Source organism: Magnetospirillum sp. 15-1, assembly GCF_900184795.1.
In the GTDB taxonomy this organism is placed as follows: Bacteria; Pseudomonadota; Alphaproteobacteria; order Rhodospirillales; family Magnetospirillaceae; genus Phaeospirillum.
Genome location: NZ_FXXN01000026.1, coordinates 114,067 through 133,927, shown reverse-complemented (window position 1 = coordinate 133,927; position 19,861 = coordinate 114,067). Strand labels below are relative to the sequence as shown.

Genomic DNA, 19,861 nt, shown 5'->3' with positions numbered 1-19,861 from the left:
CCGGATCAGCGGGTCGGAACCGGGGTGTCGCCGGTGTAGTCATAGAAGCCACGGCCGGTCTTGCGGCCCAGCCAGCCGGCTTCCACGTACTTCACCAGCAGCGGGCAGGGACGGTACTTGGTATCGGCCAGACCGTCATGCAGCACCTGCATCACCGCCAGACAGGTGTCCAGGCCGATGAAGTCGGCCAGTTCCAGCGGACCCATGGGGTGGTTGGCGCCCAGCTTCATGGCGGTGTCGATGCAGGTCACCGAGCCGACGCCCTCGTACAGGGTGTAGACGGCCTCGTTGATCATCGGCAGCAGGATGCGGTTGACGATGAAGGCCGGGAAGTCTTCGGCCGAAACCGGCTTCTTGCCCAGCTTCAGGGTCATCTCGCGCACCAGGGAGAAGGTCTCCTCGCTGGTGGCGATGCCACGGATCAGCTCGACCAGCTGCATGACCGGCACCGGGTTCATGAAGTGCATGCCCATGAACTTGGCGGGGCGGTCGGTGGCGGCACCCAGGCGGGTGATGGACAGCGACGAGGTATTGGACGCGATATGGGCCTCGGGCTTCAGCACCGGGCAGAGCTGGGCGAAGATGGCCCGCTTGATCTTCTCGTCCTCGGTGGCGGCCTCGATGACCAGATCGCTGTCCGAGAAGTCGGCATAGGCGGTGGTGGTCTTGATGCGACCCAGCGTGGCGGCCTTGTCGGCCTCGGTCAGCTTGCCCTTGGAAACGGCACGGTCCAGGTTCTTGGAAATGGTGCCCAGCCCCTTCTTCAGGGCCTCTTCGCTGACATCCAGCAGGACGATATCAAAGCCGGATGCGGCACAGACATGGGCGATACCGTTGCCCATCTGGCCAGCGCCGATAACACCAATCTTCTTGATAGCACTCATTGATCAGGCTCCCGAATGGTAGGGCGTTTGCCTCAGGGCAAGTTTGTTGATGATTATTTGTTCAGTTCGGCGGCCAACTCCGGCAACACCTTGAAGAGGTCCGCGACCAGGCCGTAATCGGCGACCTGGAAGATGGGGGCCTCTTCGTCCTTGTTGATGGCGACGATGACCTTGGAATCCTTCATGCCGGCCAGATGCTGGATGGCGCCCGAGATGCCGACGGCGATGTAGAGGTCGGGGGCGACGATCTTGCCGGTCTGGCCCACCTGGAAGTCGTTGGGCACGAAGCCGGCGTCGACGGCGGCGCGGCTGGCCCCCACGGCGGCGCCCAGCTTGTCGGCCACCGCCTCGAGCAGCGGGAAGTTGTCGCCCGACTGCATGCCGCGCCCGCCCGAGATGATGATGCGGGCCGAGGTCAGTTCGGGGCGCTCGGACTTGGACAACTGGCTGCCCACGTAGGACGACAGGGCCGGATCGGCGGCCGCCGCGACGGCTTCCACCGAAGCGGAACCGCCTTCCGCCTTGGCCGCCTCGAAGCCGGTGCCGCGCACGGTGATCACCTTGGTGGCGTCCTTGGACTGCACGGTGGCGAGCGCGTTGCCGGCATAGATCGGGCGGATGAAGGTATCGGGGGACACCACGCCGGTGATCTCGGAGACCTGGGCCACGTCGAGCAGCGCCGCGACGCGGGGCGCCACGTTCTTGCCCCCCGTGGTGGCGGGCGCCAAGATGTGGCTGTAGCCGCCGGCCAGGCTCACCACCAGGGCGGCCAGGGGCTCGGCCAGATGGTTGGCGTAAAGGGCGGCGTCGGCGACCAGCACCTTGGCGACGCCCGCTACCTTGGCAGCGGCCTCGGCCACGGCGGTGATGCCGCTTCCCGCGACGAGGACGTGCACGTCGCCGCCGATCTTCGACGCGGCGGTGACGGTGTTGAGCGTGGCGGCCTTCAGCGCCCCGCCCTCGTGTTCGGCAATAACCAGAATGGTCATGGTTCCCTGTCCTCGTTCTCTGCTGCGGCCCGGCCTATCGCCGGGGCTTCCGCCCCGCACCCCGACCGGGGAAGACCCCGGACCCCTTTTGAGTCAAAGGGGGTTTGGGGCATCGCCCCGAATGGGTCTGGGCGATAGCCCGGCTGCGCAGCTTTATGTTGCTCAGATCACCTTCGCTTCGTTCTTCAGCTTGTCGACCAGGGCGGCGACGTCGGGCACCTTGATGCCGGCCTTGCGCTTGGGCGGCTCCTCGACCTTGAGCGTCACCAGGCGCGGCGCCACGTCGACGCCCAGATCGGCCGGCGAGACCGTGTCGATGGGCTTCTTCTTGGCCTTCATGATGTTGGGCAAGCTGGCGTAGCGCGGCTCGTTGAGGCGCAGATCGGTGGTCACCACCGCCGGCAGCCTGAGGCTCACCGTCTCCAGGCCGCCGTCCACCTCGCGGGTCACCGTGATGGATTCGCCCGCGATCTCCACCTTGGAGGCGAAGGTGCCCTGGGGGCGGCCCAGCAGCGCCGCCAGCATCTGGCCGGTCTGGTTGCTGTCGTCGTCGATGGCCTGCTTGCCCAGGATGATCAGGCCGGGCTGTTCCTTGTCTACCAGGGCCTTCAGGACCTTGGCGACCGCCAGCGGCTGCACCTCCTCGTCGCTCGCCACCAGGATGCCGCGGTCGGCGCCCATGGCCAGCGCGGTGCGCAGGGTCTCCGAGCAAGCGGCCGGCCCCACCGACACCACCACCACCTCGGCCGCCTTGCCGGCTTCCTTGAGGCGCACGGCTTCTTCCACCGCGATCTCGTCGAACGGGTTCATGGAGAACTTGACGTTCTGCGTCTCGACGCCCGAACCGTCCGACTTCACCCGAATCTTCACGTTGTAGTCGATCACCCGCTTGATCGCGACCAGGACTTTCATTTGTCTTTCAATCCTCTAATCCGGAGTGCGAATAAATCGGCATCGCCGGGCGGAATTTGCTATTGCATCGCACAATATGACGGGAGGGGTGGGTTGTCAACGCGCACCCCCCGGCACCCAAAGCACGTCGGCGGCTCCATTGCCGTTGGCGACGCGGGCCAGGACGAACAGCAGATCCGACAGACGATTGGCATAGATGATCGCCGCCGGATTGACCGCCTCCACCTCGGCCAGGGCGACCATCAGACGCTCGGCCCGGCGCACCACGGTGCGGGCATGATGCAGATGGGCGGCCAGCGGCGAACCGGCGGGCAGGATGAACGATCGGAGCGGCGCCAGATGTTGGTTGGCGGCGTCGATTTCCGCCTCCAGACGGTCCGCCTGGGATGGGACGATGCGCAGGCGCGAGCCGGCCGCCTCGTCGGCGGCGGCCGGGGTGCACAGATCGGCCCCCAGATCGAACAGGTCGTTCTGCAGCCTTTCCAGCAGCGGCGTCATCTCGGGGCCGGCATGCAGGCGGGCCAGTCCGATCACCGCGTTGGCCTCGTCCACGGTTCCGTAGGCCTCGACCCGCAGGTCATGCTTGCCCACCCGGCTGCCGTCGCCCAGTGAGGTCTTGCCCTTGTCGCCCGTCCGGGTATAGATGCGCGTCAGCGTAACCATCGCCTTGCCGTCCTTGTTGTGTGCCCAAAAGGTTTATGACACGGAGACGGGCGAAACCTCTATACTCGGCTTTCATCGCTCGGCATCGAATCCGGACACCATGCGCCTATCCCCCATCATGAGCGGCTATATCGGGCGGCAATTCGCCTCGGCTTTCGCCACGGTGCTGCTGGTGATTCTGGGGATCATCCTGCTGTTCGACGTGATCGAGCTGATCCGCCGCGCCGCCGCGCGGCCTGACCTGGGCATCGCCCCGATCCTGCTGATGGCGTTCTTCAAGCTGCCGCAGATGCTGCATACGGTGCTGCCCTTCGCGGTGATGATCGGCGCCATGGTGTGCTTCTGGCGCCTGACCCGCACCCACGAGCTGGTGGTGGCCCGCGCCGCCGGCATCTCGGCCTGGCAGTTCATCACCCCGGTCCTGGTCGTGGCCGGCATCTTCGGCATCTTCGAGATCACCATCTTCAATCCCATGGCGGCCGCCATGTACGGCCGCTACGAGCGCCTGCAGGACGAGTTGCTGGCCAACAAGCCCAGCGCCTTCGACCTGTCCGAGGGCGGGTTGTGGCTGCGCGAGCCCCATGACGGCGGCGAGATGGTGGTCTATTCGGAATCGGTGCGCCAGGAAGGGCTGGTCCTGCACATCCGCGACGCGCAATTCTTCCTCTACGATCGCCCCGACCACTTTCATCAGCGCATCTCCGCCGAATTCGCCTCGCTGGTGGACGGCACCTTCGAGGTGCGGCGCGCCTGGGTGATGGAGGGCGGCAAGCCCTCGGTCTTCAAGGAGCAGATGCGGATTCCCACCCAATTGACGCTGGACCGCATCCACGACAATTTCGCCGCGCCCGAAACCCTGTCCTTCTGGCAGTTGCCCGGCTTCATCCACTTCTTCGAGCGGGCCGGCTTCACCGCCAGCAAGCACCGCCTGTACCTGCAGTCGCTGCTGGCCTCGCCGGTGCTCTATTGCGGCATGGTGCTGATGGCGGCGGTATTCTCGCTCAGGCCCAACACGCGCTCGGGCGGCCTGCTGGCCCGCATCGGCGCCGGAGTGGCCGCCGGCTTCGCCGTCTATTTCTTTTCCAAGGTGATCTACGCCCTGGGCCTGTCGTCCACCCTGCCGCAGACGCTGGCGGCGTGGACGCCGCCCGTGTTCGCCGGGCTGATCGGCCTGTCGGGACTGTTCCATCTCGAGGATGGCTGATGGGGCCTGCCTTGCTGCGTAATCCCTGGACCTGGGCGATCCTGGCCCTGGTGCCCCTGACCCTGTTCCCCCGCATCGACATCGCCACCTCGGCGCTGTTCTTCGATACGGCGACGCGCGGCTTTCCCTTCCGCGTCCATCCCATCGGCGAATTCGCCCGCAAGACCCTGCCCATCTTCCTGTTCGCCGCCGCCGGGCTGATCGCCCTGGCCGGCGCCGCCGCCGCCATCGCCAGGCGCCCGGTGGCCGGCGTCAGCCCGCGCATGGCCCTGCTGGTGGTGGCGTCGCTGGCCCTGGGCCCCGGCCTGGTGGTCAACCTCGTCCTCAAGGACAATTGGGGCCGGGCGCGCCCCTCGACCATCGCCGAGTTCAATGCCGGCCATCAGGCGGCCCGCCGCTACACGCCGCCGCTGGTCATCTCCGACCAGTGCGAGGACAATTGCTCGTTCCCCTCGGGCCACGCGGCGCTGGGCTTTTGGACGGTATCGCTGGCCCTGATGGCCCCGCTCCGCCGCCGCCGGGCCGCCATGACCGCCGCCCTGGGATTCGGCGTCGTCATGGGCGTGGTCCGCATCGCGCAAGGCGGGCATTTCCTTTCCGATGTCGCCTTTTCCGGGGTCATCGTCGTCGGCCTGACCATGGGGTTGTACCGGCTGATTCGCCCTGACGACCGCAGTGCAGCACAAAAAAATAATTATCACGAGCCCTTGCACGGCCCGTAAGCCCCTATGCGGACGCCTGATTCTCAGGTAATGATATAGGTTCAGGCTGACCTTGGCGCGTTGAGCCGGGCGGAATGCCCTCGCGTGGGTGCGGGGGAGTTTGTTTACTTACGACGAGAATGACACATGGCATGGAACCGAGATAATCATGGCAGGGGCGAGCGCGGTCGCGGTCGTCGGGACGACTTTGGCGAGCCGGCTTTCGATCCGCGTCCTACGCGGCCGATGGCGCCCAGCTCCTTTGACCGTCAGATGGTCAGTCAGGCGAACGTCAGCGCCACTGTGAAGTGGTTCAATGCCTCCAAGGGCTTCGGCTTCGTTGCCCCGTCCGATGGCAGCCCTGACGCCTTCCTGCATATTTCCGCGCTCGAGCGCGCCGGCCTTACCCAGGTCGCCGAAGGTGCCACTCTGGTGGTCGACCTCGGCGCCGGCCAGCGTGGTCCGCAGGTGGTGATGGTCCATGAAGTGGACAGCACCACCGCCACCCCGCGCGCGCCGCGCCGGGAAGAACGCGGCCCGACCCAGACCGTCGAGGGCGTGGTCAAGTTCTTCTCCGCCGAGAAGGGCTTCGGCTTCGTCGCTTGCGACGAGGGCGGCAAGGATGTGTTCGTGCACGTGAAGGCGCTGGAGCGCTCGGGGATCAAGACCCTGGAATCCGGTCAGCGCGTCCGCGTCACCACCACCCTGGGGCTCAAGGGCCCGCAGGCGGATACCGTCGCGATCCTCTAGGTCGTAGAGCCAGACCCTCCCATAAGGAGGGTCTGGTCCGATCTTGAGGAATTTTGCTTGACCCGAATCCGGCATTCTGGTACCACAATGCTCATTACTGCTTTGTCTCCCTGAGATTAGGCGGGACACGGTGATGAACCGGGTCCCGCCACTTTTTTGCCCATCGTCCCCTTTCAGGCCGCCGATAGGCAGTAACACCGACGGATGCTGCAACGCACAAAATCCTGTCGCATTCCGCCGCCGTTTCGGTGCAGACTGTGTTTCGGGGATGCCTGCCAAGGTTTTGGGCTGAGGAACGAGAATGCTGGGACCCGCGGAACTTCGCGAAATTTACGACTGCCTCAAGGGCATGGGACTCGAACCGGTACGGGTGGCCGATGGCCGCAGCCCGTACATCAATCCGGCCTTCGCCGCCGGCATGGCCTTGACCAAGGCCGTCCGCGCCAAGATCGCCAAAGTCCCCGCCGCGCCGGCCGCCGAGTCGGCCAAGCCGGAATAGACGACACTTCCCCCGACTGGGCTTCCCCCGTCCTGAACGCATCGGGCGGGAGAAGACGGTCATGGGAAAAGGTCGCCGGCCGGATCGGTTACAGGCAGTCTGCCAGCCCCTCGCGGTAGCTGGGATATTTCAGCCGGATGCCAAGCTCCTGCTTCATCCGGCCGTTATGGACCCGCTTGTTGTCGGCGTAGAAGCTGAGCGCCATGGGCGACAGCGTTTCCCTGGCCACATCCCAGGGGATTTCCGGCGGCGGCTCGACCCCCAGCAGCCGGCAGGCGTGAAGGATGACCTCCTGGGGCGGCGCCGCGTCGTCGTCACAGAGATTGTAGACGGTGCCGGGATGGGGGCGGCCCAGGGAGGCCTGGACCGCGCCGGCGATGTCCTCCACATGGATACGGCTGAACACCTGATCCGGCTTGACCACCCGGCGGGCCTGCCCGGCCCGCACCGTATCCACCGCCGAGCGGCCGGGGCCGTAAATCCCGGCCAGCCGGAAGATGTGCGCCCCCAGGTCGCGCCAGCGGGTCTCGGCCGCCAGCCGGCGGCGGGAGCGTTCCAGGCTGGGATTGGGCGGCGTCGCCTCGTCCACCCAGGCGCCGCCGTGATCGCCGTAGACCCCCGTGGTGGAAAGATAGCCGATCCAGGCGGGCGAGGCCGCCGCGATGGCCCCGGCCATCCGGTCGAGCACCGGATCGCCGGCCGCGTCGGGCGGCACCGAGGACAGTACCGCGTCGACACCGTCCAGGCACCCGGCGGGCAACGGATGGTCGCGGTCGAAGGGCAGGACCTGAATTCCGGGGCAATTCGCCGCTTCGCCCGAGCAGGCCACCGCCTCGCCCGAGCGGGTGGTGGCGGTCACCCGCCAGCCCGCCTCGGCCAGCCGGCGGGCGATCACCCGCCCCGAGAAGCCCAGCCCGAACAGGAAGAAACGCCCAACCATCAATCTCTCCCTTGCGTCCGCCCGCCGATTGGTGACACTACCGCCCCATGAGATTCCGCGCCATCCCCCTGCTGCTGCCGCCCCTGCTGTGGCTGTCCACCCCGGCCCCGGCCGAGACCATCAATCCCAAGATGGAATACCGCACCTGCCTGACCCTGGCCCGCGCCAAGCCGGAAGAGGGCTGGGAGGAAGCCATCGCCTGGAGTTCGCTGGGCGGCGGCGAGCCAGCCCGCCACTGCGCCGCGGTGGCGCTGATCGGGCTGGGCAAGTACGAGGAGGCCGCCAAGCGGCTGGAAACCCTGGCGGGCCAGAGCCGACGGGAAGAACCGCTCCGCGCCGAAATGCTGGCCCAGGCCGGCCAGGCCTGGCTGCTGGCCGGCAAGCCGGAACAGGCCCTGGCCGACCAGGACACCGCGCTGAAGCTGGTGCCCGGCCACCCCGAACTGATGCTGGACAAGGCGGTGACCCTGGCCTCGGTCAATCATTACGCCGAGGTGGTCGAACTGCTGAGCGCCCTGCTCAAGGTCCAGCCCAACCGCATCGAGGCCATGGTGCTGCGCGCCGTGGCCTACCGCTACCTGGAAAAGCTGGAACTGGCCAAGGAAGACCTGTCCCGCGCCCTGATCCTCGACCAGACATTTCCCGACGCCCTGCTGGAACGCGGCATGATCCGCCGCCTGGAGGAGAACAATGCCGGGGCGCGCGAAGACTGGATGAAAGCCATCGCCGCCGCCCCGGAAAGCACCGCCGCCGACACTGCCCGGCGGAACCTGGAGATGATGGACGTCAAGGTGAAGTAGGCGCGCCTTATGGCGCGAAAAAACAGCCTTTACAGGCGCCGCGCTTCCTCGTCCTTGGTCAGGGTGGTCAGGGCCAAGGCGTGCACCCGCCCGGCCAGTTCATCGGCCAGCAGGGCGTTGACCATGCGATGACGTTCGACCCGGCTCTTGCCGGCGAAGGCCTCGGAGACGATTTCCAGGCGGAAATGGCTTTCGCCCTGGGGATTGTGGCCGGCATGCCCGGCATGACGGTTGGATTCGTCGATGATGTCCAGGCGCGACGGCGCCAGCCCTTCTTCGAGTTTCTTGCGCATCACCGGGGTCACCTGCATATCCTGGCCCTTTCGCCCATTGGAACCCTCCCCAATTGGGGCCAATGGGCGCCGCCGTCAAGAGGCCGTTGGCCAGAGCCATAATTTCCGCTCCCGCCTTGCCTTGGGGCTAACGAGCCTCCATTATGACCGGTGCCATGAAAGCGACCAACGCCCGCAGATCCTGGCGGCCGGCCTTCGGCCCCACCCCGGCGCAACCGGCCACCCGCCGGTGCGACCATCCCGGCTGCGCGCTGGAAGCCGAATACCGCGCCCCCCAGGCCCGCGACCGGCTGACCGATTACTACTGGTTCTGCCTGAACCATGTGCGCGAGTACAATTCCGCCTGGAACTACTATGCCGGCATGGGCGCCGAGGAGATCGAGGCCGAGCTGCGCAAGGACACCACCTGGCAGCGCCCCACCTGGCCGCTGGGCATCCAGGGCGCCAAGCGGGGTTTCGCCTACACCGTCCACGACCCGTTCGAGGTCTTCGAGGATGCCGCCACCGAGGAGGCGCGGCCCAAGGCTCGGGCCGCCACTCCCGAGGAAGAGGCCATGAGGGTTCTCGAACTCACTCCGCCGCTCACCGCCGAGACGCTGAAGGCCCGCTACAAGGAGCTGGTCAAGCAGCACCATCCCGACGCCAACAACGGCGACAAGGATGCCGAGGAACGCTTCAAGCGCATCAACCAAGCCTACAACACCCTGAAGCTCAGCCTGAGCCTTTAGCAGCCCCTTAGGACAAGAGTATGACTTCCAAGACCCAAAGCCCGCTTGCCTCCGACCACCCCCTGGCCATGCCCGACACCGAAATCTCCGCCCGCGAGGTGTTCGGCATCGACATCGACATGAAGGTCCCGGCCTTCTCGGTGGGCAGCGAGCACGTCCCCGACGTGGACCCGGCCTACCGCTTCGACCCGGATACCACCAAGGCCATTCTGGCGGGTTTTGCCTATAATCGCCGAGTCATGGTTCAGGGCTATCACGGCACCGGCAAGTCCACCCATATCGAACAGGTGGCCGCGCGCCTCAACTGGCCGTGCATCCGCGTCAACCTGGACAGCCACGTCAGCCGTATCGACCTGATCGGCAAGGACGCCATCGTGGTCAAGGACGGCAAGCAGATCACCGAGTTCCGCGAAGGCATGCTGCCCTGGGCGCTGCAGCACCCCTGCGCCCTGGTGTTCGATGAATACGACGCCGGCCGCCCCGACGTGATGTTCGTGATCCAGCGCGTCCTCGAGGTGGAGGGCCGTCTGACGCTTCTGGACCAGAACCGGGTGATCCGGCCGCATGCCGCCTTCCGCCTGTTCGCCACCGCCAACACCGTCGGCCTGGGCGACACCACCGGCCTGTATCACGGCACCCAGCAGATCAACCAGGGCCAGATGGACCGCTGGAACATCGTCGCCACCCTCAACTACCTGGCCCATGACGACGAATGCTCCATCGTGGTGGCCAAGCTGAAGGATTACGACACGCCCGAGGGTCACGATCTGGTGTCCAAGATGGTCATGCTGGCCGACCTCACCCGGTCGGGCTTCATGAACGGCGACATCTCCACGGTGATGAGTCCACGCACGGTGATCACCTGGGCCGAGAACACCCGCATCTTCTCGGACCACGCCTATGCCTTCCGCGTGACCTTCCTCAACAAGTGCGACGAGGTGGAACGGCCGATCCTGGCCGAATACTACCAGCGCTGCTTCGGTACGGACCTGCCCGAGGGGCCGGCCCGCATGCTCGCCTAAGGTTCGAGGAGCGATCTTGCAGCAGAACCCCACGGGCAAGGACGGCACCAGGGGCGAGAGCGTCGGCGACACCATCCGCCGCACCACCGCCGCCACGCTGAAGGCCATGTCCGGCCATTCCGACCTGGATGTCGGCTTCGCCGCCGGCAACGGCAGCGTGCGCGGCACGGAAATCCGCCTGCCCTCGCCGCCGCGGACCATCCTGGCCTCGGACCTGGCCCGCCTGCGCGGCACCGCCGACGCCATCGCGCTCCGGCTGCGCTACCACGACGACACGGTGCATGTGCGGCGCATGCCGCAACTGCCCGACGCGCGCAAGATCTACGATATGGTTGAGCAGGCCCGGGTCGAGGCCCTGGGCGCCCGCCTGATGCCCGGCGCCGCCGCCAACATCGCCGAGGTGCTGGAGGTCAAGGCCCGCGCCGAGGGCCTGGATCGCGCCGTCCGGCGCGAGCAGGTGCCCCTGGCCGACGCCATGCGCCTGATCGCCCGCGAGGTCTTCGCCGGGCTGGAGCCGCCGCCGTCGGCCAAGGCCGCCGTGGATTTGTGGCGCGACGAGATCAAGGCCAAGGCCGGCCCGACCCTGGACAGCCTGAAGGACCTGCTGCGCGACCAGGAGGGCTTCGCCAAGGGCCTGCACAAGCTGCTGCGCGACCTGGATTTCGGCACCGACCAGCCGTCCGAATCCGATGAATCGGAAAATTCCGACCAAAGCGGCCAGGAGCAGGATGCCCAGGGCGCCGGCCAGGAAAAGGAAGGCGAGCAGGAAGGCCAGGGGCCGCAGCAGGAAGGCGACACCCAGGCCCCCGGCTCGTCGGAGGGCAGCGGCGAGGACCAGGGCGAGGGCGACGGCGAGGAGATGATGCTGACCGGCACCGGCACCGAGGAGCCGGGCGGCCCGTCCAAGCAGCATCAGGAGCAGTTGTCCAATTCCGCCGCGTTCCACGACCGGCCCTACCGCCCCTATACCACCCAGTACGACCAGACCATCACCGCCGAGGACCTGTGCGAGCAGGAGGAACTGAACCGCCTGCGCCGCCAGTTGGACCAGCAGCTCTCCCACCTGCAGGGCGTGGTCTCCAAGCTGGCCAACCGCCTGCAGCGCAAGCTGATGGCCCAGCAGACCCGCAATTGGGATTTCGACCTGGAAGAGGGCATGCTCGATACCGGGCGGCTGGCGCGCATCGTCGCCAACCCCATGCATTCCCTGTCCTTCAAGATCGAGAAGGAAACCAATTTCCGCGATACGGTGGTGAGCCTGCTCATCGACAATTCCGGCTCCATGCGCGGCCGTCCCATCACCGTGGCGGCCATGAGCGCCGACATCCTGGCCCGTACCCTGGAACGCTGCGGCGTCAAGGTCGAGGTTCTGGGCTTCACCACCCGGGCGTGGAAGGGCGGCTCGTCACGCGAGAAATGGCAGGCCGAGGGCAAGCCGGCCAATCCGGGACGCCTCAACGACCTGCGCCACATCGTCTACAAGGCGGCCGACGCCCCCTGGCGGCGGGTACGGCGCAATCTCGGCCTGATGCTCCGGGAAGGCATCTTGAAGGAGAACATCGACGGCGAGGCGCTGATGTGGGCGCACGAACGCCTGATCGCGCGGTCCGAGCAGCGGCGCATCCTGATGGTCATCTCGGACGGCGCGCCGGTGGACGATTCCACCCTGTCGGCCAATCCCGGCAATACCCTGGAAAAGCATCTGCGCGACGTCATCACCTATATCGAGAACCGCTCGCCGGTGGAACTGGTGGCCATCGGCATCGGCCACGACGTCACCCGCTATTACCGCCGGGCCGTCACCATCATGGACGCCGAGGAGCTGGGCGGCACCATGATGCGCCAGCTGACCTCGCTGTTCGACGACGAGGCAGAGGCCCCAAGCGGCCGTCGCCGGGCGGGATGACCATGAACGGCGGCAGCGTGGCGATCAACCATCCCAGCCGCCCGGATAAGGAGTCCGAGACCGCCCGCCCCTCGCGGCTGCCGCGTCCCAGGCTGCTGCTCGGCCTGATCACCGCCATCGCGGTGCTGGGCGGCATGGCCGGTCTGTCGACGCTTACCTGGTTCGATCACCAGGCGACCCTGGCCGACTGGAGCAGCAATCTCCGCCTCTCGGCCCGGCTGGTGGAATCCCAGGCCCGCGCCGCCCACAGCGCCGCCCACGCCAATCTCGGCATGATCATCGACCATGTGGCCGACCAGCCGCTGAGCAAGCTGAAAGACTCGCGTCGCGAGCGCGAATGGCTGGATTCCGTCCTCGGCAATCTTCCCTATGGCGTCGCCATCGCCATCCATGACGAGCGCGGCGATCCGGTCCTGACCACCGACCGTATGGGCCTGTTCGTCGCCAACGCCGCCCAGCGCGATTATTTCGCCCTGCCCCTGGCCCGGCCCAACCGCACGGCCATGAGCGCCATGGTGGCGGGGCGCGGCGATCAGGGACGGGTGATCATCTTCAGCCGGGCCATCGTGGACAGGACCGGCCGCACCCTGGGTGTGGCGGAAATCGCCGTCAAGACCGACTACTTCATCGACTTCTACCGTGATCTCCAGCCCGAGCCGGGCTCCATCTTCCTGGTGTCGCGCCTGGACGGCGGGCTGGTGGCGCGCTACCCCGCGCCCGACGCCACCTTCACCCGCTTCGACACCACCAAGCCGCCGTTCACCCGCTTCGCCCAGTCCCAGTCGGACGTCTACCGCTCGACCTCGGTGGTGGACGGCATCGAGCGGCTGGTGGCCTATCGCAACCTCCCCGACCTGGAGATGGTGGTCACCTCGGGCATGCCCACCGACACGGTATTCCGCGAGTGGAGCGTGCGCACCAGGCGCAACGTGCTGCTGTTCGTCGCCGCCATGGCGCTGCTGCTGATCCTGGCGGCCATCACCAGCGAGAGCCTGCGGCACGAGGCGCGGCTGCTGGCCACCGGCGAGCGCCGCACCCGCGAGCTGACCAACGCCCTGGCGGAAAAGGACGTGCTGTTCCAGGAGGTCCACCACCGGGTGAAGAACAACCTGCAGGTCATCTCCAGCCTGCTGACCATGCAGTCGCTGCACGTCACCGACGAGAAGGTCAAGGCGACGCTCAAGGATGCGCTTGACCGCATCCATTCCATGGGTCTGGTGCACCAGACCCTTTACGAGCGCAATCTGGCGTCCAACGTGGATCTGGGCACCTATTTCGGCAAGCTGGCCGAGGCCCTGGCCAATTCCTATTCCTCGTCTCCCGGCGGCGTCACCGTCGAGGTGGAGGTGGAAGGCACCCTGGACCTCGAACGCGCCGTGCCGCTGGGCATGCTGGCCAACGAGGTGCTGTCCAACGCCCTGAAGCACGCCTTCTCGGACGGGCGGCGCGGCACCATCTGGGTGACCCTGGTGCGCGAGGCGGGCGAATGGCACTTCACGGTGCGCGACAACGGCGTGGGCATGCCGGACAAGCCGGGGCGCGGCATCGGCATCGGCCTGATCCGCGCCCTGTCCCGCCAGTTGGGCGGCCGCTCCCACATCTTCGTCGACGAGGGGACGGTGGTGTCGGTCACCTTCCCGGCTTAACGGCCCCCCCCTACTTGGCCTTGGGGCGGAAGGCCTTGCACACCGCCGGGTCGGTGTCGATGAACGGGCCGCCGATCAGATCGATGCAATAGGGTACCGCCGGCATCACCGCATTCAGGCAATCGGCGATGGCCGAGGGCTTGCCCGGCAGGTTGATGATCAGGCTTTTGCCCCGAATGCCCGCCGTCTGGCGCGACAGGATGGCGGTGGGCACCACCTTCAGGCTTTCGGCGCGCATCAGCTCGCCGAAGCCCGGCATCATCTTGTCGCACACCGCCTCGGTGGCCTCGGGGGTCACGTCGCGGGGTGCCGGGCCGGTGCCGCCGGTGGTGACGATCAGGGCACAGCTCTCCACGTCGGCCAGTTCCTTCAGCGTCGCCTCGATCAGCGCCTGCTCGTCCTCGATCACCCTGGCCACCGGCCGCCATGGAGTGGACAGGAAGCGGGTCATCTCGGCGACGATGGCCGGCCCGCCCTTGTCCTCGTAGACCCCCCGGCTGGCCCGGTCCGAGATGGTGACGACCCCGATGGGAACGGGCTGATCGGTCATGGCGGCTTTCTCCCAGAACCTGATCCGGCCGATATGACCGGATCAGGCTCAATCCGAATTGAGCTGGAGCGAGATTGACGCATCAGGCTTTGGCCTGGATGCGATCTTGCTCTGGCAAAGATGCCCGGAGTGTGATGACCTCATTGGGCCGGGTCAAGAGCACGAGGGCACCATGATCATCACCACCACCGATTCCGTCGAAGACAAACGCATCACCGCCTATCTCGGCATCGTCAGCGGCAACGCGGTCATGGGCACCAACATCTTCCGCGACATGATGGCCAGCGTGCGCGACATCGTCGGCGGCCGCTCGGAATCCTACGAGACCATCCTGCGCGAGGCCAAGGAGGCCGCCCTGGCCGACCTGCAGGCCCAGGCCGGCCAGTTGGGCGCCGACGCCGTGGTGGCGGTGGATCTGGACTACCAGACCATCGGCGGCGATCACAAGACCATGCTGATCGTCTCGGCCAACGGCACGGCGGTTAAGCTCGGTTAACAGAAGATTAAGATTCACAAGGGGTTCCACGGAATTCTTGAGATATTCCGTGACTTTCCGGCCGCAATTGCGCTAGATGATTGGATTCTAGCGCTGCGGAACCGCGACCGTGTCTGTTCGTCTTGCCTTCGCCGTTCTGACCTTGGCCCTGCTGGGCGCGTGCGCATCGCCGCCGCCCCGGCCCGCTCCGCCGCCGCCCATCCTCGACCCCGATTCCGCCTGCCTGAAGGAGCTGCATGACCGCCACGTGGCCTTCGAGCCCCAGGCGGCGTTCGGCAGTTCCGGCTCGTGCTCCATCGCCAATCCGGTCAAGGTGACCGCCGATTCCCAGACCTCGTGGAACCGCCCCGGCGTGATGTCGTGCTCCATGGCGCGCACCGTCGAACGCTTCGAGACCCAGGTGGTTCAGGCCGCCGCCCAACGCATCTTCGGGCAGAAGGTGGCGCGGCTCCACCACATGGGCACCTATAATTGCCGCACGCGGCGCACCGAGACCACGGTGGCGGCGGCCGACATGGGCAGCCGGGGCGGCCGTCTGTCCGAGCACGGCAAGGGCCAGGCCATCGACGTCGGCGCCTTCGAACTGGCCGACGGCACCATGATCTCGGTGAAGAAGGACTGGAAGGGCGCCGGCAAGAAAAGCGAGTTCCTGCAGGCGGTGGCGCGGGCCTCGTGCGAGCACTTCAACGTGGTGCTCACCCCCAACCACAACAAGCTGCACGCCGATCACCTGCACCTGGATATCGGCCCGCACAAGCTCTGCGGAATATAGGGGAACGGGTCTGCGCGAAGGGGCAAGCCCCTTCGCGTCCCCTTTGCGCCCTACAGTACCGTCAGCATGCTGGCCACCAGCGGGTGGCGGACGATGTCCTTTTCGTCCAGGGTGACCACCGAGACGTCGGCCAGCTCCGACAGCCGCGCCGCGATGTCGGCCAGACCGGACATGCCGGGCAGCAGATCGCTCTGGTCCGGGTCGCCGGTCAGCACCATGGTGGAATGCCAGCCCAGGCGGGTCAGCAGCATCTTGATCTGGCCGTAGGTGCAGTTCTGCGCCTCGTCGATGACGATGAAGGCGTTGTTCAGCGTCCGCCCGCGCATATAGGCGATGGGAGCGATCTCGATGGAGCCGTCGGCCAGCAGGGCGCGCAGCCTTTTGCCGCCCAGGCGATCCGACAGGGCGTCGTAGAGCGGCCGCAGATAGGGCGCCAGCTTTTCCTGCAGGTCGCCGGGCAGGAAGCCCAGGCTTTCCCCCGCCTCCACCGCCGGGCGCGACAGCATGATGCGCGCCACCCGGCCCTCCTCGAAGGCTTCCACCGCCGCCGAGATGGCCAGATAGGTCTTGCCGGTACCGGCCGGCCCCAGGGCCACCGTCAGATTGCAGTCGGCGATCGCCGCGAGCAGCCGGCGCTGGTTGTCGCTTTGCGGACGGACCTTGCGCACGTAACTCTGGTCGCGATGCTGGTCGTCGTCCCCCAGCGGGCTCCAGACCTTCTCGGCAGGATAAAGCGACACCACCGGCTCATTCTTCGACGCGGCAATCCGCGTAGCGCGCTTGGCCATCTGGGACTCCTTCGCAAACACTGAGGGGATGGGACAACAAAAAAGGGCCTCTCGACACGAGAGACCCCTGATGGGAGAGGCGGACTTCGCTGCGGCCCGCAAGTGGCGGGCGACCCTGTCCCGAAATGCATTCAGGTGCTCGGTCAAAGCAGCGAATCAACGTGGATTCCTCCGTCCGCGATCACAACCCGCAAAAAGCTTAACCAACCGGGACTCGGCTTGTCGACAACAAATCGGCCCCGTAACGTGATTGTAATACCATATATGGAGTTAATGGGATGTGAACGGATTCACGTATGACGGCGGCCCACCGCCATCGGCATTGACCTTCAGCCGCCGGCCGGAACGGGCGGGGTCACCCGGATGGAGGTGATCTGGTTGCGCTGGCGCCGGGCGATCTCGAAACGGAAGCCGTAGAAGCGGAACACCTGGCCCACGTCGGGAATCTGGCGTGCCTCGTGCAGGACCAGACCAGCGATGGTGGCGGCTTCCTCGTCGGGCAGGCGCCACTCGAACTGACGGTTGAGGTCGCGGATGGTCACCGAGCCGTCGACGATGTAGGAACCGTCCGATTGCGGCCTGACGCCGGCCACCGCCACGTCGTGCTCGTCGGCGATATCGCCGACGATCTCCTCCAGGATGTCCTCCAGGGTTACCACCCCCATCAGGGTGCCGTACTCGTCCACCACCAGGGCGAAGTGCTCGCGCCGCGACCGGAAGGCCTGCAACTGCTCGAGAAGAGTGGTGGAATCGGGGATGAACCAGGGCGGCGACGCCAGCTCGGCCACGTCCAGCGCGTCCCAATCCCCTTCCAGGGCGCGGACGGCGCGCAGCAGATTCTTGGCGTGGACCACGCCGACGATGTTGTCGGGGTCGTCCTTCCACAGCGGCACGCGGGAAAACGACGAATTGACCACCAGTTCCAGAATCTCGGCGGCGGGCCGCCCGGCATCGGCGGTGAGCACGCCGCGCCGGTGGGTCATCACCTGTCCGACCTCCACGTCGCCCAGTTCCAGGATGGAGCGCAGCATGCGGCGCTCCTCGCGGACCTCCTCCTCGCCGGCATGGACCTCGATGGCGCCCTTCAGCTCCATCATGGAGGCCTCGACGCTGACCTTGGTGGAGTACTTGGCGCCGAACAGGCGGAACAGCCCCATGACCACCACCTCGACGGTGCGCACGAAGGGAGTCAGCAGCCAGACCACGCCGGTGACCGGGGCCGAGAACAGCAGCGCCATGCGGTTGGCGTGATAGATGGCGTAGGTTTTGGGCAGAACCTCGCCGAACACCACGATGATCACCGTCATGCCGGCCGAGGCATAGGCGATGCCGGCATCGCCGAACAGGCCGACCAGCACGCCGGTCGCCAGCGACGACGACAGGGTGTGGGTCAGGCTGTTGCCGACCAGCAAGGCGCCGATCAGACGCTGACGGGCGTCGATCAGGCGGTTGACCCGCTTGGCCGCCACGCTGCCGTCCTGCTCCAACTGGTGCATCACCGGGCGCGATACGGCGGTCAGCGCCGTCTCGGTGCCGGCGAAGAACGCCGACCCCACCTGAAGCACCACGATGGCGATCACCGAAAGGGTGAGGAAAAGCGTGCCCTGGTCCATCGCCGCATCCCCCTGTTAACGTCCCGCGGCCATCTCCGCCAGCATGGACACCAGTTCGGCCTCCGCCACCTCGCGGGTCAGGAAGCTCTTGCCGATGCCCTTGGCCATCACGAAGGTGACCTTACCGTCCTTGACCTTCTTGTCGCCGGCCATGTGCCCGATCAGCCGGTCCACCGCCCACAGCCGGGGCTTGGGCAGGGCGACGGGCAGGCCCACCACCCGCAGGTGCCGCTCCAGCCGCTCGGCGTCGGCGACCGGCGCCAGCCCCAGGCGGGCCGACAGGCGCAGCGCCATGACCATGCCCAGCGCCACCGCCTCGCCGTGCAGCATTTCCTCGGAAAAGCCGGTCTCGGCCTCCAGGGCGTGGCCGAAGGTGTGGCCGAGATTGAGCAGGGCGCGCACGCCGCCCTCCCGCTCGTCGGCCCCGACGATGCGGGCCTTGGCGCGGCACGAGGTGGCGACGGCGTGACGCCGGGCCTCCATGTCGCCGTCGACCACCTTGGCGCCGTTCTCCTCCAGCCAGGCGAAGAACGGCTCGTCGTCGATCACTCCGTACTTCAGCACCTCGGCATAGCCGGCCAGCACCTGACGGCGGGGCAGCGTGTCGAGCACGGAGGTGTCGGCCAGCACCAGACGGGGCTGGTAGAAGGTGCCGATCAGGTTCTTGCCCTGGCGGGTGTTGATGCCGGTCTTGCCGCCCACCGAGGAATCCACCTGGGACAGCAGGGTCGTCGGGATCTGCACGAAATCCACGCCGCGCAGCAGGATCGAGGCGGCGAAGCCGGTCAGGTCGCCGATCACACCGCCGCCCAGCGCCACGATCATGGCGCCGCGCTCGGCACGGGCCTCCAGCATGGCGTCGAGCAGGGCCTCCAGATGCTTGAAGTCCTTGGTCTGCTCACCGGCCGGCACCACGGTATGCATGGTGGTCACCCCGGCCTCGGCCAGACTCTTCTGCACCCGATCGAGATAGAGCGGCGCCACGTTGGCGTCGGTCACCACCAGGGCGCGGCCGCCCCTCATCTTCGGCTTGATCAGCTCGCCCGCCCGGTCCAGCAGGCCGGGGCCGATATGGATGGGGTAGGAACGCTCGCCCAGTTCGACCAGGACCTGTTCAGGGGCGGCACTCATGCGGTCTTCTCCGAATCCAGATAGGCGATCAGGCCCTCCATGACGCGGATCACGGTGGCCTCGGGAATTTCGTCGGTGGAATCGACGATGATATCGGCGTCGGCGTAGACGGGATAGCGGGCGTCCATCAGGCGGCCGAGAATCTCCCTGGGGTCGCCCTGCTTGAGCAGCGGCCGGTGGTCGCGGCCCACCGTGCGCTTCAGCAGCAGGTCGAGATCGGCGCGAATCCACACCGAGGTGCCGGCCGCCTTGATCCGCTGGCGGGTGGCGGGGTCGACGAAGGCGCCGCCGCCGGTGGCTAGCACCACCGGGGAGCCGTCCAGCAGGCGGGCGATCACCTTGCGCTCGCCGTCGCGGAAAGCCGCCTCGCCGAAGCGGGCGAAGTAATCGCTGATGGTGCAGCCGGCGGCGGCTTCGAACTCGGCGTCGGAATCGAGGAAGTCCATGCCGAGGCGGGCGGCGAGGCGGCGCCCGACGCAGGACTTGCCCGCCCCCATCAGGCCGACCAGCACCACGGTGCGGCCGATCCGCCCGGCAAGCAGCGCCGCCAGTCTCGCCAGTTCGTCGGCCATGC

At 66.9% G+C, this 19,861-nt stretch carries 22 protein-coding genes; 11 read left to right on the top strand and 11 right to left on the bottom strand.

The features are described from left to right. Window positions 1-5: 5 nt before the first annotated feature. The 4 genes from CP958_RS16165 to CP958_RS16150 all read right to left on the bottom strand — a co-directional run bounded on the left by CP958_RS16165 (window position 6) and on the right by CP958_RS16150 (window position 3,448). Window positions 6-884, bottom strand: coding sequence for a 3-hydroxybutyryl-CoA dehydrogenase (locus CP958_RS16165; RefSeq protein ID WP_096703260.1), 879 nt, complete (start codon window positions 882-884; stop codon window positions 6-8). 53 nt (window positions 885-937) lie between these two features. Beyond that, window positions 938-1,873 carry an FAD-binding protein gene (locus CP958_RS16160; protein ID WP_096703259.1) on the bottom strand — a complete coding sequence of 312 codons (936 nt, stop codon included), beginning with the start codon at window positions 1,871-1,873 and terminating at the stop codon, window positions 938-940. 162 nt (window positions 1,874-2,035) lie between these two features. Further along, a complete protein-coding gene (locus tag CP958_RS16155; protein ID WP_096703258.1) occupies window positions 2,036-2,785 on the bottom strand; it encodes an electron transfer flavoprotein subunit beta/FixA family protein in 750 nt (249 codons plus the stop codon). 96 nt (window positions 2,786-2,881) lie between these two features. Continuing rightward, window positions 2,882-3,448 (bottom strand): cob(I)yrinic acid a,c-diamide adenosyltransferase, encoded by a 567-nt coding sequence (locus CP958_RS16150; protein WP_096703257.1) that lies wholly within the window; start codon window positions 3,446-3,448, stop codon window positions 2,882-2,884. Window positions 3,449-3,548: 100 nt separating this feature from the next. Between CP958_RS16150 and lptG the strand changes: the two genes are divergently transcribed. The 4 genes from lptG (at window position 3,549) to CP958_RS16130 (ending at window position 6,602) form a co-directional block, all read left to right on the top strand. Then, complete coding sequence (lptG, locus tag CP958_RS16145; protein ID WP_096703256.1) at window positions 3,549-4,652, top strand: LPS export ABC transporter permease LptG; 1,104 nt, start codon at window positions 3,549-3,551, stop codon at window positions 4,650-4,652. Continuing rightward, window positions 4,652-5,374: a phosphatase PAP2 family protein gene (locus CP958_RS16140; protein ID WP_096703255.1), complete on the top strand. Its 723-nt coding sequence runs from the start codon at window positions 4,652-4,654 to the stop codon at window positions 5,372-5,374. The genes lptG and CP958_RS16140 overlap by 1 nt, the downstream gene beginning before the upstream one ends. A 126-nt stretch (window positions 5,375-5,500) precedes the next feature. Beyond that, window positions 5,501-6,103, top strand: a complete 603-nt coding sequence (locus CP958_RS27375) for a cold shock domain-containing protein (RefSeq protein ID WP_096703254.1) — start codon at window positions 5,501-5,503, stop codon at window positions 6,101-6,103. Window positions 6,104-6,404: 301 nt separating this feature from the next. Further along, window positions 6,405-6,602 (top strand): hypothetical protein, encoded by a 198-nt coding sequence (locus tag CP958_RS16130; protein WP_096703253.1) that lies wholly within the window; start codon window positions 6,405-6,407, stop codon window positions 6,600-6,602. Window positions 6,603-6,690: 88 nt separating this feature from the next. Here the strand turns inward: CP958_RS16130 and CP958_RS16125 are convergent, their stop codons facing one another. Further along, window positions 6,691-7,542: an SDR family oxidoreductase gene (locus CP958_RS16125; RefSeq protein ID WP_096703252.1), complete on the bottom strand. Its 852-nt coding sequence runs from the start codon at window positions 7,540-7,542 to the stop codon at window positions 6,691-6,693. 47 nt (window positions 7,543-7,589) lie between these two features. Between CP958_RS16125 and CP958_RS16120 the strand changes: the two genes are divergently transcribed. After that, window positions 7,590-8,342: a tetratricopeptide repeat protein gene (locus CP958_RS16120; protein WP_096703251.1), complete on the top strand. Its 753-nt coding sequence runs from the start codon at window positions 7,590-7,592 to the stop codon at window positions 8,340-8,342. 29 nt (window positions 8,343-8,371) lie between these two features. Here CP958_RS16120 and CP958_RS16115 read toward each other — a convergent pair whose 3' ends face one another. Next, window positions 8,372-8,635, bottom strand: a complete 264-nt coding sequence (locus tag CP958_RS16115; protein WP_096703610.1) for a BolA family protein — start codon at window positions 8,633-8,635, stop codon at window positions 8,372-8,374. Between the two features lie 155 nt (window positions 8,636-8,790). On the opposite strand from CP958_RS16115, the gene CP958_RS16110 reads away from it, so the two are divergent. Genes CP958_RS16110 through CP958_RS16095 form a run of 4 tightly spaced genes read left to right on the top strand, consistent with a single transcriptional unit; the run spans window position 8,791 to window position 13,937 of the window. Continuing rightward, complete coding sequence (locus CP958_RS16110; RefSeq protein ID WP_242442938.1) at window positions 8,791-9,363, top strand: J domain-containing protein; 573 nt, start codon at window positions 8,791-8,793, stop codon at window positions 9,361-9,363. Window positions 9,364-9,383: 20 nt separating this feature from the next. Continuing rightward, window positions 9,384-10,385: a cobaltochelatase subunit CobS gene (gene cobS, locus CP958_RS16105; RefSeq protein ID WP_096703249.1), complete on the top strand. Its 1,002-nt coding sequence runs from the start codon at window positions 9,384-9,386 to the stop codon at window positions 10,383-10,385. Between the two features lie 16 nt (window positions 10,386-10,401). Continuing rightward, complete coding sequence (cobT, locus tag CP958_RS16100) at window positions 10,402-12,291, top strand: cobaltochelatase subunit CobT (protein ID WP_096703248.1); 1,890 nt, start codon at window positions 10,402-10,404, stop codon at window positions 12,289-12,291. A 2-nt stretch (window positions 12,292-12,293) separates the two neighbouring features. Then, entirely contained in the window at window positions 12,294-13,937 is a 1,644-nt protein-coding gene (locus CP958_RS16095) for a histidine kinase dimerization/phosphoacceptor domain -containing protein (protein ID WP_242442937.1), read from the top strand. Window positions 13,938-13,947: 10 nt separating this feature from the next. Here the strand turns inward: CP958_RS16095 and mog are convergent, their stop codons facing one another. Beyond that, window positions 13,948-14,487 (bottom strand): molybdopterin adenylyltransferase, encoded by a 540-nt coding sequence (mog, locus tag CP958_RS16090; RefSeq protein ID WP_096703246.1) that lies wholly within the window; start codon window positions 14,485-14,487, stop codon window positions 13,948-13,950. Between the two features lie 172 nt (window positions 14,488-14,659). Here mog and CP958_RS16085 point away from each other — a divergent pair, with 172 nt between their 5' ends. Further along, window positions 14,660-14,983: a YbjQ family protein gene (locus CP958_RS16085; RefSeq protein WP_096703245.1), complete on the top strand. Its 324-nt coding sequence runs from the start codon at window positions 14,660-14,662 to the stop codon at window positions 14,981-14,983. 109 nt (window positions 14,984-15,092) lie between these two features. Continuing rightward, entirely contained in the window at window positions 15,093-15,755 is a 663-nt protein-coding gene (locus tag CP958_RS16080; RefSeq protein ID WP_096703244.1) for an extensin family protein, read from the top strand. 50 nt (window positions 15,756-15,805) lie between these two features. Here the strand turns inward: CP958_RS16080 and CP958_RS16075 are convergent, their stop codons facing one another. From CP958_RS16075 to CP958_RS16060, 4 genes are all read right to left on the bottom strand, one after another. Continuing rightward, window positions 15,806-16,543 carry a PhoH family protein gene (locus CP958_RS16075; RefSeq protein WP_096703243.1) on the bottom strand — a complete coding sequence of 246 codons (738 nt, stop codon included), beginning with the start codon at window positions 16,541-16,543 and terminating at the stop codon, window positions 15,806-15,808. Between the two features lie 329 nt (window positions 16,544-16,872). Then, window positions 16,873-18,156 (bottom strand): HlyC/CorC family transporter, encoded by a 1,284-nt coding sequence (locus tag CP958_RS16070; RefSeq protein ID WP_096703242.1) that lies wholly within the window; start codon window positions 18,154-18,156, stop codon window positions 16,873-16,875. Window positions 18,157-18,171: 15 nt separating this feature from the next. Next, window positions 18,172-19,287: a 3-dehydroquinate synthase gene (gene aroB, locus CP958_RS16065; RefSeq protein WP_096703241.1), complete on the bottom strand. Its 1,116-nt coding sequence runs from the start codon at window positions 19,285-19,287 to the stop codon at window positions 18,172-18,174. Next, window positions 19,284-19,859 carry a shikimate kinase gene (locus CP958_RS16060; protein ID WP_096703609.1) on the bottom strand — a complete coding sequence of 192 codons (576 nt, stop codon included), beginning with the start codon at window positions 19,857-19,859 and terminating at the stop codon, window positions 19,284-19,286. The genes aroB and CP958_RS16060 overlap by 4 nt, the downstream gene beginning before the upstream one ends. Between the last annotated feature and the right edge of the window lie 2 nt (window positions 19,860-19,861).